At 66.6% G+C, this 14,342-nt stretch carries 13 protein-coding genes; 6 read left to right on the forward strand and 7 right to left on the reverse strand.

What is annotated here, in order from left to right; all coding sequences use genetic code 11:
• Positions 1 to 255: 255 nt before the first annotated feature.
• A complete protein-coding gene (locus tag EZH22_RS05865; protein WP_203194806.1) occupies positions 256 to 441 on the forward strand; it encodes a hypothetical protein in 186 nt (61 codons plus the stop codon).
• A 10-nt stretch (positions 442 to 451) separates the two neighbouring features.
• Here EZH22_RS05865 and EZH22_RS05870 read toward each other — a convergent pair whose 3' ends face one another.
• Positions 452 to 994, reverse strand: coding sequence for a cupin domain-containing protein (locus EZH22_RS05870; RefSeq protein ID WP_203194807.1), 543 nt, complete (start codon positions 992 to 994; stop codon positions 452 to 454).
• Between the two features lie 144 nt (positions 995 to 1,138).
• Here EZH22_RS05870 and EZH22_RS05875 point away from each other — a divergent pair, with 144 nt between their 5' ends.
• Positions 1,139 to 2,473 carry an aspartate aminotransferase family protein gene (locus EZH22_RS05875; RefSeq protein WP_203194808.1) on the forward strand — a complete coding sequence of 445 codons (1,335 nt, stop codon included), beginning with the start codon at positions 1,139 to 1,141 and terminating at the stop codon, positions 2,471 to 2,473.
• Positions 2,474 to 2,526: 53 nt separating this feature from the next.
• Here the strand turns inward: EZH22_RS05875 and EZH22_RS05880 are convergent, their stop codons facing one another.
• Genes EZH22_RS05880 through EZH22_RS05905 form a run of 6 tightly spaced genes read right to left on the reverse strand, consistent with a single transcriptional unit; the run spans position 2,527 to position 10,535 of the window.
• Positions 2,527 to 3,873, reverse strand: a complete 1,347-nt coding sequence (locus EZH22_RS05880) for an aspartate aminotransferase family protein (RefSeq protein WP_408647672.1) — start codon at positions 3,871 to 3,873, stop codon at positions 2,527 to 2,529.
• On the reverse strand, positions 3,870 to 4,973 hold the full coding sequence (locus EZH22_RS05885; RefSeq protein WP_203194809.1) for a phosphotransferase: 1,104 nt from the start codon (positions 4,971 to 4,973) through the stop codon (positions 3,870 to 3,872). Before EZH22_RS05885 ends, EZH22_RS05880 begins: the two co-directional genes overlap by 4 nt.
• 52 nt (positions 4,974 to 5,025) lie before the next feature.
• Positions 5,026 to 5,772, reverse strand: coding sequence for a TetR/AcrR family transcriptional regulator (locus EZH22_RS05890; RefSeq protein ID WP_231711319.1), 747 nt, complete (start codon positions 5,770 to 5,772; stop codon positions 5,026 to 5,028).
• A 55-nt stretch (positions 5,773 to 5,827) separates the two neighbouring features.
• Positions 5,828 to 6,691 (reverse strand): sugar phosphate isomerase/epimerase family protein, encoded by an 864-nt coding sequence (locus tag EZH22_RS05895; RefSeq protein ID WP_203194810.1) that lies wholly within the window; start codon positions 6,689 to 6,691, stop codon positions 5,828 to 5,830.
• Positions 6,688 to 8,430, reverse strand: a complete 1,743-nt coding sequence (locus tag EZH22_RS05900) for a hydantoinase B/oxoprolinase family protein (protein WP_203194811.1) — start codon at positions 8,428 to 8,430, stop codon at positions 6,688 to 6,690. Before EZH22_RS05900 ends, EZH22_RS05895 begins: the two co-directional genes overlap by 4 nt.
• A 26-nt stretch (positions 8,431 to 8,456) precedes the next feature.
• Complete coding sequence (locus EZH22_RS05905) at positions 8,457 to 10,535, reverse strand: hydantoinase/oxoprolinase family protein (protein ID WP_231711320.1); 2,079 nt, start codon at positions 10,533 to 10,535, stop codon at positions 8,457 to 8,459.
• A gap of 162 nt (positions 10,536 to 10,697) precedes the next feature.
• Here EZH22_RS05905 and EZH22_RS05910 point away from each other — a divergent pair, with 162 nt between their 5' ends.
• From EZH22_RS05910 to EZH22_RS05925, 4 genes are read left to right on the forward strand one after another with little or no spacing between them, the layout of a single operon-like run.
• Positions 10,698 to 11,699, forward strand: coding sequence for an ABC transporter substrate-binding protein (locus EZH22_RS05910; protein ID WP_203194812.1), 1,002 nt, complete (start codon positions 10,698 to 10,700; stop codon positions 11,697 to 11,699).
• Between the two features lie 17 nt (positions 11,700 to 11,716).
• The gene (locus tag EZH22_RS05915) at positions 11,717 to 12,514 is read left to right on the forward strand and encodes an ABC transporter ATP-binding protein (protein ID WP_203196402.1); all 798 of its coding nucleotides are present in this window, start codon (positions 11,717 to 11,719) and stop codon (positions 12,512 to 12,514) included.
• Positions 12,511 to 13,362, forward strand: a complete 852-nt coding sequence (locus EZH22_RS05920; protein WP_231711321.1) for an ABC transporter permease — start codon at positions 12,511 to 12,513, stop codon at positions 13,360 to 13,362. Before EZH22_RS05915 ends, EZH22_RS05920 begins: the two co-directional genes overlap by 4 nt.
• Positions 13,343 to 14,308: a DMT family transporter gene (locus tag EZH22_RS05925; protein ID WP_203194813.1), complete on the forward strand. Its 966-nt coding sequence runs from the start codon at positions 13,343 to 13,345 to the stop codon at positions 14,306 to 14,308. Before EZH22_RS05920 ends, EZH22_RS05925 begins: the two co-directional genes overlap by 20 nt.
• The last annotated feature ends 34 nt before the right edge of the window (positions 14,309 to 14,342 follow it).

Below are 14,342 nucleotides of genomic sequence, written 5' to 3' on the forward strand. Positions count from 1 at the left end.
CAGCGCGCTGGCGGATCTGCCGCAGGTGGCGGAAGACATCATCGCCGGCGGCGTGCGCGGCTGCACGGTGGTGCGCATCTGAACGGACGAGGTGGGCGTGCCGCTCCGGCACGCCCACATTGAGCCGGAGGGCACCTGCACTAGGGTCGGGCATCCTGACTCGTCCGCCGCAGGGGGCTTGCGACGTGAACTTCGCCGGTATCGATCTGAGGCTGTCCGCCAAGCTGTTCGCGGCGCTGTTCGCCATTCGGCCTCATGGGCTATGTGGTGTTCTTCGGCATCTCGATGGCCGTGGCGCCGGCGCTCTCCTGCGTCCTCTCGCCGACCGCGCTCAGTATCTCGAAGCGGCTGATCGGCATCGTGCTGGCGGCCATCGCCATGGAGATGTTGAGCGACGCGTTGGGCCACCTCTTCCCGGCCTGGGTCGCACACGCCGGATAAGAACCGGCCATCAGAAGCTCGGCGGGGTGCAGGCGCTGATAACCTCGCAGGGGTTGGGGCCGATGCAGCGGAAGCGGTGCGGGCGGCGGCTCTCGAAATAATAGGCATCGCCCGGACCAAGGATGCGCCGCACCTCGTCGACCGTCACCTCCAGCCGTCCGGACAGGACGATGCCGCCTTCCTCGCCTTCGTGGACGAGCGGGACGATGCCGGTGTCCGCTCCCGGCTGATAGCATTCCTTCAAAATCTGCACCTTGCGGCCGAACAGGCGCTCACCCACCTGACGATAGGAGATGGCGCCCTTGCCGATCTCGGTGAGTTCCTCGGCGGCATAGAACGTCTTCTTCGGCGTCTCCGGCTCGAACGCGAAGAATTCCGCGAGGCCGATGGGGATGCCTTCCAGAATCCGCTTCAGCGCGCCGACCGACGGGTTGGAGGTGTTGGATTCGATCAGCGAGATGGTCGAGTTGGTCACGCCCGTCCGCTTAGCGAGCTCGCGCTGGGAAATGCCGTGCAGGAGCCGCAGCTGGCGCAGCCTGTCCCCGATGTCCATGGCGACGGCCCCGTTTCGAGTGTTGCGAATATCGAAAATACTGCCATCCGATGTGCGCAATTTCAATGAGATAGGAGGCGTAAGAAAACGACTTGTTCAGCCTGCACAATTGGTCGATGTGGGGACAGCCATGAGGAGAACGGCATGAGCCTTCACGTCCGGCCCAACCAGCCCAGTCTCGACTATTTCTGGATGCCGTTCACCGCGAACCGCCAGTTCAAGGCCGCGCCCCGGCTCCTGTCGGGTGCGAAGGGCATGTATTACACCGACATCGACGGCAACACGGTGCTGGACGGCACGTCCGGGCTCTGGTGCGTCAATGCCGGTCATGGTCGCACTCAGATCGTGGAGGCGGTCGCGCGGCAGCTGAGCGAGCTCGATTTCGCCCCGACCTTCCAGATGGGCCATCCGATCGTCTTCCAGTTCGCCGAGAAGCTCGCCGCCATCGCGCCGGGCGGCAAGGACGGAGGGCTCGACCGGGTGTTCTTCACCGGTTCGGGTTCTGAATCGGTGGACACGGCCCTGAAGATCGCCATCGCCTATCAGAGGGCGATCGGGCAGGGCACGCGCACCCGCGTCATCGGCCGCGAGAAGGGCTATCACGGCGTCGGATTCGGCGGCATCTCGGTGGGCGGCCTGGTCAACAATCGCAGGGTTTTCCCGCAGATCCCCGCCGACCACATGCGCCACACGCTCGACATGGAGCGCAACGCCTTTTCCCGGGGGCTGCCGGCGCATGGCATTGAACTCGCAGAGGATCTGGAGCGGCTCGTCGCCCTGCATGGGGCCGAGACCATCGCTGCGGTCATCGTCGAGCCCATGGCCGGTTCGGCCGGCGTCATCCTGCCGCCGAAGGGATATCTGGAGCGCCTGCGGGCCATTGCCGACAAGCACGGCATCCTCCTGATCTTCGACGAAGTCATCACCGGCTTCGGCCGCCTCGGCACGCCCTTCGCGACCGACTATTTCGGCGTGATGCCGGATCTCGTGACCACCGCCAAGGGCCTGACCAACGGCGCGATCCCCATGGGCGCCGTCTTCGCCTCGCGGAAGGTTCATGATGGCCTGATGACGGGCCCGGAAAGCCAGATCGAGCTGTTCCATGGCTACACCTATTCCGGCCATCCGGTGGCGTGCGCGGCCGGGCTTGCGACGCTGGGCATCTATGCCGAAGAGGGGCTCCTGACCCGCGGGGCGGAGCTTGCGAACTATTGGCAGGAGGCCCTGCATTCCCTGAAGGGGCTGCCGCATGTCGCGGATATTCGCAATCTGGGCCTCGTCGGCGCCATCGAGCTCCGCTCGCGCGACGGCGCACCCGGGGCGCGGGCCTATGACGTGTTCGTGGAGTGCTTCCGCAAGGGGCTCCTCATCCGCGTCACCGGTGACATCATCGCTTTGTCGCCGCCCCTGATCATCGAGAAGGAGCAGATCGGCACCCTCGTCTCGATGATCGCCGACACGCTGAAAACCACCGCCTGACGGCGAAACCAGCCGCCGCAAGGGCCTTCGGGCACCTGCGGCGGCTGGTCCGGTCACACAGCCTTCAGCGTCTCCGCCAGGGTGGTGAGGAGGCGGTCGGCATCCGCCGCCGAGAAGACGAGCGGCGGCCGGATCTTCAGCGTGTTGGCGTGATAGCCGGTCGCGGAGATAAGCACGCGGCGCTGGCGCAGCCCGTCCACCACGGCAAGGGCGGTGGCGGAATCCGGCTCCTTGGTCGTCCGGTCCTTCACGAATTCCACGCCGATATAGAGCCCGGCGCCACGCACATCGCCGATCCGCTCATCGGATCTGGCGATCTCCCGGATGCCCTCCTGGATCATCCGGCCGATGCGCGCGGCATTCTCCTGCAACCCTTCCGACATCAGGACATCGAAAGTCGCCCGCGCGGCGGCGATGGCCACGGTGTTGCCGCCGAAGGTGTTGAAATAGCGCATCTCATTGCCGAAGCGCTCGATGACATGGGGCGCCACCGCCACGGCGGCGACGGGGAAGCCGTTGCCCATGGGCTTGCCCATGGTGACGATATCCGGCCGATGGCCGTGGCGCTGGAAGCCCCAGAACTTGTCTCCGGAGCGGCCGAAGCCCGCCTGCACCTCATCGGCGATCACGACGCCGCCGGCGGCGCGAACCACCTCGGCGATGGGGGCGAGGATATCGGTCGGATCGGCATAGATGCCATCCGACGAGAACAGGGAATCGGCGATGAAGGCGGCAAGCCCCTCGCCCCGCCGCTCCAGCTCCTCGATCTCGTATTTCAGCTGGCGGATCATCGTCGCCGCGATCTCCGCAGGGGCGATGCGGTAGGAATCCGGCGCCGGAATCCGCCGCACCCATTCTCCAAGGGGCGACTTTCTGCCGAGCGAGGGCGACAGTCCGGCGGTGAGGAAGGAATTGCCGGTATAGGCCTCGGACGTGATGACGATGCCCTTGCGCCCGGTGTGGTGCATGGCGATCCGCAGCGCGAGGTCGTTGGCCTCCGATCCGGTGCAGGTGAACATGATGTGGCGGATAGGGTCGCCGAAGGTCGGAACGATCTGGCTCGCGAACTCCAGAATGCCGTCCTGCAGATAGCGCGTATGCGTGCACAGCGTCTGCATCTGCTCGTAGACCGCTTCAGCCACCCGCGGATGGCAGTGGCCCACGGAAACGACGTTGTTGTAGGCGTCGAGATATTCGTTGCCTGCGCTGTCCCACAGGAGGGTGCCCTTCGCGCGCCGGATTTCCACCGGGTTGGCATACATCAGCCGGTAGGCAGGCCCGAGCAGCGCCTGCCGGCGCTCGATCATGTCCCGGGTCGCGGAATCGAGGGCCGAGATGTTGGCCGGATCGAAGCCATTCACCATCCCGACGTTGATCTTGCGTTCCTTCACTGCGGTCATGATGGAAACGCCTCCTTCACATGGCGGGCTGAAAGCGGGGGTGCTGCGCCGAGAAAGGTCTCGCTGATCTCGTCGACGGAGCGGCTGAGGAAATGGTCGAGCTGCGACCAGCTCTGGTGCGTGTTGCGCAGAATGTAGGTCGCGTTGTCGGGAAACTGCTCCGCCCGCCATGTGGTGATGAGGGCGCGGGCCACCACGCGGGCCATGATCATGTGCGGCAGGAGCAGCAGTTCGTCCTGCGTCAGGTCGGCTACGCCGAGGTAGCCGCGCAGCAGGTCACGGCCTGCATCGAACATGCGCTCCGATCCCACCGGGCTGAGCTGGTTGAGAAGCGCGGTCGACAGGTCGATGACGATGGCGGTGCGCACCACGTCGCCGAAATCGATGATGCCGGAGATGAACTGCGCCCGCCCCCGATCAACCACCACGTTGGAGCGGCTGAAATCGTTGTGCAGCACCTGCGTGCGGCAGGCGGCGAGCCGGCCCTGGAGGGCGCGGAAGCGATCGAGCCCGCGTTCGAGCTGGCGGCGGCGGTCCCTGTCCTCGATGCGCTCCAGCAGGAAGGCGAGCTTGGGCAAATGCTGCACGTCCCAGGCGATCTCGCGGCTGTCGTGGGGGTGCGAGAAGCCCGCCATGGCGAGGCGAAGGCGGGCGAGGATGGCACCCACCTTCTCGCGCTCTTCGCCTATCGCCTCGATCCGGTCGAGCGGCGTGCCGTCCAGATAGGTTAATACCCGCACGAGCCGCACCTGCCCGTGTCCGTCCACATGGGACAGGAAGGCCGCGCCCGCCAGCGTGCGCACCACGCGCGGCACCGGCAGGAAAGGATCGGTCTTTGCCACGTAATCGAGCAGTTCGGCCTGCAGCGATATCTCGCGCGGGTTCTCGTCCGGATTGGAGAATTTGGCGATGTGGCGGCCGTGCGCGCCGTCCACCAGAAAGGTGTCGTCCTTCTCGGTGTCGAGCCGCGTCAAAGTCCCCGAAACGCCGAAATGGCGGGCGAGAACGGCGCCCGCCGCGTCCGGCGGAATCGAGCGGAAGGCGGTGGCCAGCCCTCCGGCCATGAGAAGGCGGTCGGGCGGGTGGGAGGGCGTGGGCATTTCTGTCGTGATTCCTCGCGGAACGGGGCGCTCTGTTGCTTCGGCAGGGGGTTCAGACCTTGGCGATCACGCGCTTTCTCCGGCCGGGCGCTGCGGTTTCGGATGGGCGCGTCGCGCGCCCTGAAGCCTCTTGCGGAGTGTCGCCATCGCCCTGCGGCCGGTTGGGGGCGCCTTCGGTGAGATAGGCGAGGGTCATGTCGATGATGGTCTTGCGGTGCTGCTCCAGAAAATCGGAGCGCATCAGATCGCGGTCGAAGATCATCGACAGGGTGAAGCGGTTCGAGATGTAGAAATAGCCCATCGCCGAGATGGATATGTAGAGATCGATGGCGTCCACGCCCGGCCGGAACACCCCCTTGCGCTCGCCTTCCCGCAGGATCGCGTCCACGGCCCCGGCGAGGCGGCTGTAAAGCTGACGGATAATCGGCGACTTGGCGACATGGCGCCCGCGATGGATGTTCTCCGAGTTCATCATCACGATGACCTCGGGCTCTTCGACGAAGGTCTGGAACGTCGCGTCGCACAGGCGGCGGATCGCCGCCACGGGCTCCAGGCCGGTGAGGGGGATTTCCTCCTGCCGGCGGCGCATGGCCTCGTAGGTGCGCTCCAGCACCTTCACATACAGCTCCTCCTTGGAGCTGAAGTGATGATAGAGCAGGTTCTTGCTGATCTTCGCCCGGGCGATGATGGCGTCCACCCGCGCACCGTCGTACCCCCGCCGGGCAAATTCCATCTGCGCTGCCGCGAGGATCTTGTCCTGCGTCCCGATGGAATCACGCTTGCGGGGCTTTTCACTCACGACCGAGCCTTCCTTTTCGACCACGATCCCATGAGGATGCGCGGCACCAGTCTCGTCAACCGCAAACTGAGGCGCCAGCGCGCGGTGCGACGAAGGGCTCGCAGCGTTCCAGGCTGATGCGCGTCGTCTCGGCGGCGTCACGGGTCCACCAGTCGAGCTTGGAGAATATCTCGATCTCGAACGGGCCGTCGTATGCGATCTCGTTCAGGAGACGGCAATGGAAGGCAATGTCGATCACGCCATCGCCGACCATGCCTCGGTCCTGATAGACGTCGCGCGTCGGCACCAGCCAGTCGCACAGATGGAAGGTGAGGATGCGGCCGGCTCCGGCGGCCCTGAGCCCTTCCGGGAATTCGGGATCCCACCAGCAATGGTACACGTCGGCCACGATGCCCGTGCCGGCGCCCATCGACTCCACCAGATCGAGACAGTGGCGGAAGGTGTTGAGGCACGAGCGGTCGGCCGCGAACATGGGGTGCAGGGGTTCGAGGCCGAGGGATACGCCTGCCGCGCGGGCGTGCGGCAGAAGCTCGGCCAGCGCATCCTCAACGCGGTTGCGGGCGGCGATGATGTCCTTCTCGCCGGTGGCGAGGCCGCCGGGCACCACCACGAGGCAGGCCGCCCCGAGATCGTGCGCCGCATCGAGCCGGCGGCGGTTTTCCTCAATGGCCGCCGCGCGGGCGGCGGGATCGGCGAGGTTGACCCATGCCGTGGTGCACAGGCACGGCACGAACAGCCCCGCATCGCGGATCAGCCGCCCGGCGGCGGCGGGGGCGATGCCTTCCAGATACTGGTTCCACACGCCGATGCCACCCGCCCCGTGACGCGCATATGTGTCCACCGCCTCGACGAGGGAGAGGGAGGGTGTTGTGATCTGGTTGATGGCGAAGCGGGAGAAATCGCCGGGCACAAGGCTCATGCCTGTTCTCCCGCCATGGCGCTGCGCAGGGCGGCCGTCGCGTGGGTATCGACGGCGCCGTTCACCACGAGGACGCCGAAGCCGTCGCGGGCATAAGCGGGGCTGATCTTGCCGTCGAGCACGTCTTCCAGCACCAGTTCCGGCGGGCGCGCCAGAGGATTGCCATAGCCGCCGCCGCCGGCCTGCTCGTGCCGGATCACCGTGCCCTTGGTCACGTTGCGCGTGACCTTGCTGGCCAGCAGCTCGAAATTGCCGGACTCTGACAGGAGGTTGCGCGAGAGCGCCCCCGGCTTGCCGCCGAACAATCCATACGGCGCATGGGCATAGCGGTCCGCGCGCAGCTGCATCACCGCCTCGTCGGCAAGGAGGCGGTACTGGCGGACGACGCCGAGGCCGCCGCGCGTCTTGCCCGCTCCGCAGGAATCGTCGCGCAGCGCATACTCCTCGATCATGAGCGGATAGGTCGCCTCCATGATCTCGACCGGCATGTTCGACATGTTCTGCGACGGGTTCGTCACCGCGTCGATGCCGTCCCGTGTCGCCCGCGCTCCGAGCGCGCCGTTGATCATGTCCACCACGATGAAGGGCTCGCGGGTCTGGGTGTCGTAGCCACCGAGGCAGACCACGGTGTTGCCGCCTTCGCCTGCCGCACACACCCGCTCGGGCACGATGGCGGCGAGGGCGCCGAGCACGGTGTCCACCACCCGGTAGCCGGTCAGCGCGCGGGCGGCCACGGGGGCGGGGAATTCGGGATTGAGGACGCTGCCCTTCGGCGCGCTCACGTCGACGCAGCGATAGAGGCCCGCATTGTTCGGGACGTCAGCATCCAGCACGCAGCGCACTGCGAGGTAGGTCGCCGACTTCACGAAGGACAGCGTGGAATTGATCGCGCCCTTCACCTGCGGCGACGAGCCTTCGAAATCCACGCCGATGTGGTCGCCCTTGACCGTGATGGTCACATGGATCGGAATCTCGCTTTCGTCAAAGCCGTCGCCGTCGATGTAGTCGGTGAAGGAATAGGCACCATCGGGCCAGGTGGCGAAGGCCTTGCGCACGAGGCGCTCGCCATAGTCCAGGAACTCCGCGAGGAATTTCTCCACCATCGGAATGCCGTACTTCTCGGTGAGGCGCAGGAACTCGCGCTCACCCAGGGCACACGTGGCCAGCTGTGCCTCGAGGTCGCCGATGACGAGATCGGGCAGGCGCACGTTCTTCGAAATGATGTCGAAGAGCGTCTTGTTGCGCACGCCCCTGTCGAACAGCTTCAGGGGCGGGATGCGCAGCCCTTCCTGAAAGATCTCGGTGGAATCCGAGGCGTTGGAGCCCGGCACGCGGCCGCCCACGTCGCAATGGTGGCAGATCACGACGGCATAGCCGATGTGCTGCGCACCGTCGAAGATGGGCTTGAACATGAAGATGTCGGGCAGGTGCATCCCGCCGTCATAGGGGTCGTTCAGGATGATGACGTCGCCAGGATTGAGGTCGTCGCCATAGTGGCGCTGGATGGCCTCCATGGCGTCGGGAACGGCGCCGAGGTGCAGCGCCACGGTCTTCGCCTGGGCGAGGATGCGCCCCTTCGCGTCGCACATGGTGGCGGAATAATCGAGCACGTCGCGCACGATGGGGGAGCGGGCGGTGCGCATGACCGTGTAGGCCATGTCGTCCACGATGGATTCGAACGCGCTCTTGAGCACCGCGAAGGTGACGGGATCGATGGTCTTGTCGGTCTGGTCGAGCATGGCGCGATCCCGTCAGGCGAGGGTGATCAGGAGATTGGCGTGGGCGTCCGCCTCGGCGGTGGCGCCGGGGGCACCACCACGGTGCTGTCCGCCCCCTCGATGACGGCGGGGCCGACGATGCGTGCCGGGCAGCGCGTGCGCTCATAGACCGGCGTCTCCATATGGCCCTGTTCCGCGCCGTAATAGACATTGCGGATGCTCGCGGGTTCGTTCGAACCTTCCACCCGCGCATGAGCGGCGCGGAAGTCGATCTTGCCGGGCCTCAGGCCACGGCCGATCACCCGCAGGCTCACCACCTCGATGGTGTCGGAGGAGGAGTAGCTGTAGATGGCCTCATAGGCCGCCTTGAAGGCCGCGTGCAGGCTATCCCGGTCCGAGAGATAGGGCACGGAGAGGGACATTTCCTGGCCACGGAAGCGCATGTCCACCTCGCGCGTCACGCTCATCAGCTGTTCGGCCACGTCCTCGCCGGCGAGGGCGGCGCGGGCATCGGCTTCCAGCGCGGCGAAGGCCGTCTCGGCCTCGGACGGCTGGAAGTCGGCGAGCTTCACCGCGAACGGACGGATGAAATAGCGCTCGACGTCGCCCGCCAGCATGCCCATGGCGGTGAACACGCCGGGCGAGGCCGGCACCAGCACCCGTGGCATGGACAAAAGGCGCGCGATGTCCGCCGCATGGACGGGGCCCGAGCCGCCGATGGCCACCAGCGTGAAGTCGCGCGGATCGACACCGCGCTCCACCGTCACCGCCCGGATGGCGCGGGCCATGTTGGCGTTCACCACGTCGCGCACGCCGCAGGCGGCATCCTCGGGGGTGAGATTGAACGGGTCGGCGAGATCGCGCGCGATGGCGGCGCGGGCCGCATTCACCGAGAGCGCGCGGGAGCCGCCGGCGAGCTGCGCGGGCAGGTATCCGAGCAGGAGATTGGCGTCCGTCACCGTCGGCCGCGAACCGCCGATGCCGTAGCAGGCGGGGCCCGGGTCGGCACCGGCCGAGACGGGACCGACGCGCATCAGCCCGCCCTGGTCCACATAGGCGATGGAGCCGGCGCCGGAGCCCACCTCGGCCACGTCCACGGTCGGCACGCTCATCATGTATCCGCCGGCCTTGATGAAGCGGCTGGGCGTGGAGATGCCGGCGCGAAACTCGTATTCGCTCACCCGCGTCAACTCACCATTCTGAACCAGTGATGCAGAGGCGGTGGTGCCGCCCATGTCGAACACCACGAGATCCTTGATGTCCAGCGCTTCGCCGAGGCGCGAGCCCCCGACGACGCCCGCCGCCCGCCCGGACGAGATGAAGAAGACGGGCTTTTCCCGCGCCGTGCCAGACGAGGCGAGGGCGCCGTTGGAGTTGCACACCAGCAGCGGGGCATCGATGCCGGCATCGGTGAGGCCGCGCTCCAGGCGCGTGAGGTATGCCTCCAGAACGGGCCGGACATAGGCGTTCACGACGGTTGTGCTGGTGCGCTCATATTCCTTGGCTTCGGGCAGCACGGAGATGGAGCTTGTGACGCGCACCTGCGGAAAATGCTCGGCGATCAGGTCGGCGGCGCGCTGCTCGTGTGCGGGGTTGCGGTAGCTGTTGAGAAAGCACACGGCAAAGGACGTGATGCCCGCCTCGACCAGTTCATGCGCGGCCTTCAGGACGGCCGCCTCGTCCAGCGGGAGAAGGATGGTTCCATCGGCACGAATGCGCTCGGCCACTTCCTTGCGGTAGCGGCGCGCGACGAGCGGAACCGGCTTTTCCCACTGGAGATCGAACATGGACGGCGTGCGCAGCCGGCCGATCTCCAGAACGTCGCGGAAGCCCTTGGTGGTGATGAGGCCGGTGGGCGCGCCCACCTTCTGCAGAAGGGTGTTGGAGCCCACGGTGGTGCCGTGGACCACCTCCTTCACCGCGTCGGGCGTCAGCCGGGCATCGGCGATGATGGCGGCGACCCCTTCGAGAACCGCCTGCTCGGGCGCCGCGGGCGTGGATGCGACCTTCCGGTGGAACACTGCGCCGCGCCCGTCGGCGAGCACGAGGTCCGTAAAGGTGCCGCCGATATCGACGCCAATGCGGGCGCCCGTCGGAGCGTGCTCCAGGCCGGTGATTGTCCCCACGACATGTCTCCTGCGTTATTGGACTGAATGGTTAGTTCTGATCCCTATTCGCGTCAAGAGACGAACTGCACAAACCATTTGCGGCGGGTGATGCATAAATCCACTTGCGTGACATATTGGACCATATAGTCTCAACTCGATGCCAAAGAGGGGATCGCAATAATGAAGATGACGTCCATCGCCGCCCGCCTCGTCCGGGCCGCCGCCGCCACCGCCCTGCTGGCCGGCCCGCTCGCCGCCGGCCCTGCCGCGGCGGAGGAGAAGATGACGATCCGTCTCGATTTCTCGCCCTGGGGCGTGCATGCGGGCATGCACCTCGCCAAGGAAAAGGGATGGTTCAAGGACTCCGGGCTCGATGTGGACATTCAGGACGGCCGCGGCTCCGGCAACACGCTTCAGCTGGTGAATGCCGGGCAGGTGGATGTGGGCCAGATCCAGGTCGGCCTCCTGCCGCAGGCCCGCGAGAACGGCTCCACCGCCAAGGCGTTCGCCGGCTTCGACAAGCGGACCGACCTCGCGGTCCTCGTCGATCAGGATTCGCCAGTCACCAAGGTCTCCGACTTCAAGGGCAAGAGCCTCGTCGTCTTCGCCGCGAGCCCCTGGGCCCCCTTCATCGACTATTGGCTCAAGCAGGGCGGCCTCGATCGCACCACCGTCAACGTGATGTTCGTGGACCCTGCGGCCGTGTGGGGCACCTACACCGCCAAGCGGGCCGACGGACTGATGTCCACCGAGCCCTCTGCCATTCCCGTCGCTGCCGCGAACCGCCCCTCCAAAGCGATCCTTGCCGAGGATGTGGGCATCACCTTCCCGAGCTACGGCCTCATCGCCACCGAGAAGACCATCGACACCCGCAAGGACGCGCTGAAGAAGCTGGTCGAGGTGCAGCAGAAGGCGTGGGCCTACATCCGCGACGGCCACATCGACGAGGCGGCCGACGCCATCATCAAGCAGCGGCCGAACGCCAAGCTCGACAAGAAGGTGCTGGCCGACCAGATCAAGCTCACCATCGACTTCTTCGACACGCCCAACTCCAAGGGCAAGCCCATCGGCTACCAGTCGCCGGAAGACTGGGCCAAGGCGGCGAAGTCGGCGGTGGACGCCGGCGCCATCAAGCCGGGGACGGACCCCGCCACCTACTTCACCAACGAGTTCATTCAGTGAACGCGCACGTCGCCTCCATGACGGATGCCTCGACGATGGCCTATCTCTCGATATCTGGCGTCCGCAAGACGTACGGCTCGCCCCGCGGACCCGTCACCGCGCTGAAAGGCATCGATCTTGAGGTGAACGAGGGGGAGTTCGTCTCCATCCTCGGGCCCAGCGGCTGCGGGAAGTCCACGCTGCTCAAGTGCATCGCGGGGCTGGAGGACGCCAGCGCCGGAAAGATCGCCGTGGACGGCCGCGCCCTCAAGGGGCCGCCGCAGAACATGGGCATCGTGTTCCAGCGCGACGTGCTGCTGGACTGGCGCACCATTCTCGACAACGTGCTCATCACCGCAGAGTTCGCCGGGCTCAAGGGCCCGGCGGTGCGGGAGCGCGCATTGGCGCTTCTGGGGCGCTTCGGGCTCGGCGGATTCGAGAACCGCCATCCCTGGGAACTCTCAGGCGGCATGCGCCAGCGTGCCGCCATCTGCCGGGCTCTGCTCTGCGATCCCAAGCTGCTGCTGATGGATGAGCCGTTCGGCGCCCTCGACGCCATGACGCGCGACGACCTCAATCTCGAACTTGCGCGGATCTGGCAGGACACGCGCAAGACCGTGGTGTTCGTGACCCACGGCATCACCGAAGCCATTTTCCTCTCCGACCGGGTGGTCATGATGGACCGCAACCCGGGCCGGATCGTCGAGATCATCGACATCGACCTTCCCCGGCCTCGCCACCTCGCCATGCGGGAGAGCGCCGAGTTCGGCCGCTATGTCGCCCATGTCCGCCACCTCTTCGCCAGCCTGGGCGTGCTGAAGGACGATGCCCCATGAGTACCTCCGGGAATAGCGACACCGGGAACAGCGCCATCGAGACTCTCGATCCGCCCATGCCCCAGCGCCTGCCTACCTCGCTGGTGGAGGCGGGCATGATGGTGGGCCTGCTCGTCGCGGTGCTCATCCTGTGGGAGGCGGCGGTCTACGTCTTCAAGCCGGCGCCCATCATCCTGCCGGCACCCAGCGTCATCTGGCAGGAATTCCTGCTCTCGCCGGGCTACTTCCTCCAGATGTCCGCCTTCACGCTCTACACCACGCTTGCCGGCTTCGGCCTCGCCGTGGTGCTGGGGCTCGGGCTTGCGGTCGGGATCGTCCATTCGAAGTTCATCGAGCGGACGGTCTATACGCTCCTCGTCGCGCTCAACAGCGTGCCGAAGGTGGCGCTGGCGCCGCTGTTCGTGATCTGGATGGGCACGGGTGTCGAGCCGAAGATCGCCATCGCGCTGATGCTCGCGCTGTTCTCCGTCGTCATCGACGCGGTGCTTGGCCTGAGGTCCGTCGACCCGGACATGGTGAACCTCGCCCGTGCGAGCCGGGCCTCGTCCTTCGACATTCTCCGCAAGATCCGCTTTCCCAATGCCTTGCCGAGCATCTTCGCGGGCCTGAAGGTGGCGATCTCCTTCGCGCTGGTTGGCGCGATCGTGGGCGAGTTCGTGGCGGGGTCGGAAGGATTGGGCTTCGCCATCCTCACCGCGCAGGGACAGTTCGACACGCCGCGGGTGTTCGTCTGCCTCATGCTGCTCGGCCTGCTGGGGACGGCGCTGTTCTTCGTCGTCGAGGCGTGCGAGCGCCTGCTGCTGCCCTGGCACGTGTCGCAGCGCGGCGGTGGCGGCTCCGGTCACTGAGGTGGCGGCGCAAGGGAAAGCGCCCCTTTCCGCCATCCTCGCTTTGCTGGCCACGGCCCTTCTGTGGGGCAGCAACCACGCGGCGGCGCGGGCGATCCATGATGCCCTGCCGCTGCCCTCGCTGGTGTTCTGGCGCTGGGCGATCGCGCTCGCGCTGCTGCTGCCGATCGCCTTGCCCGGACTGCTGCGGGAGCGCAGTGCGATCCGCCGAAATGCAGGTCGCATCGCGCTCCTGGGCCTAGTGGGCGTCGGGCTCTTCTCCGTTTGCCTCTATGCCGGCGCCTATCTGAGCCCGGCGCTGGAAGTCGGCCTCCTGAATGCGACGACGCCCATCTGGGTGCTGCTGATCGCCGCCTTTGTCGGCCGAGCGCGGCCCCGCTTCGCGCAGATCGCCGGCATCCTCATCGCCATGGTGGGGGTCACGCTCGTGCTGATGAAGGGGCTGCCCACGGGCCTCGTGGGCTTTCATTTCGGCGCCGGAAATCTCTTCTCCATCGCCGCCGCGGTGCTGTTCGCCTTCTACACCTACAGCCTCGGGCAGAACCCCATCGGCATCTCGGCCCTGAGCCTCACGGCGCTGACGGCGCTCGCCGGCTTCGTGCTGGTCTTCTGTCCCGTCTACGCGATGTTCCTCTGCCTCGGCGGGCAGGATTCCTTCACCAGCGGGCTGCGGGTGGAGCCCGTCAAGTTGACGGTGCTCTACATCGCCGCCGGCCCGACCCTGCTCGGCAATCTGTTCTGGATCTACGGCGCCGAGCGGGTGGGCGCGGCGCGCGCCGGCCCCTTCCTCTATTTCTCGCCGCTGGCGACGGTCGCGCTCTCCGCGACGCTTCTGGGCGAGACGATCACGCCGATGCAGATGGTGGGCGGCGCAGCCATCCTGGCTGGCCTCTGGATCTCAACCCAGGCGGGGGCGGGGCCGGCGAGGCGGGCGCCGAGCCAGTAGGCCCGGCAGCCTCGTGATCGTCAGCCCGACGACT

The organism is Xanthobacter dioxanivorans, from assembly GCF_016807805.1.
Classification (GTDB): domain Bacteria; phylum Pseudomonadota; class Alphaproteobacteria; order Rhizobiales; family Xanthobacteraceae; genus Xanthobacter; species Xanthobacter dioxanivorans.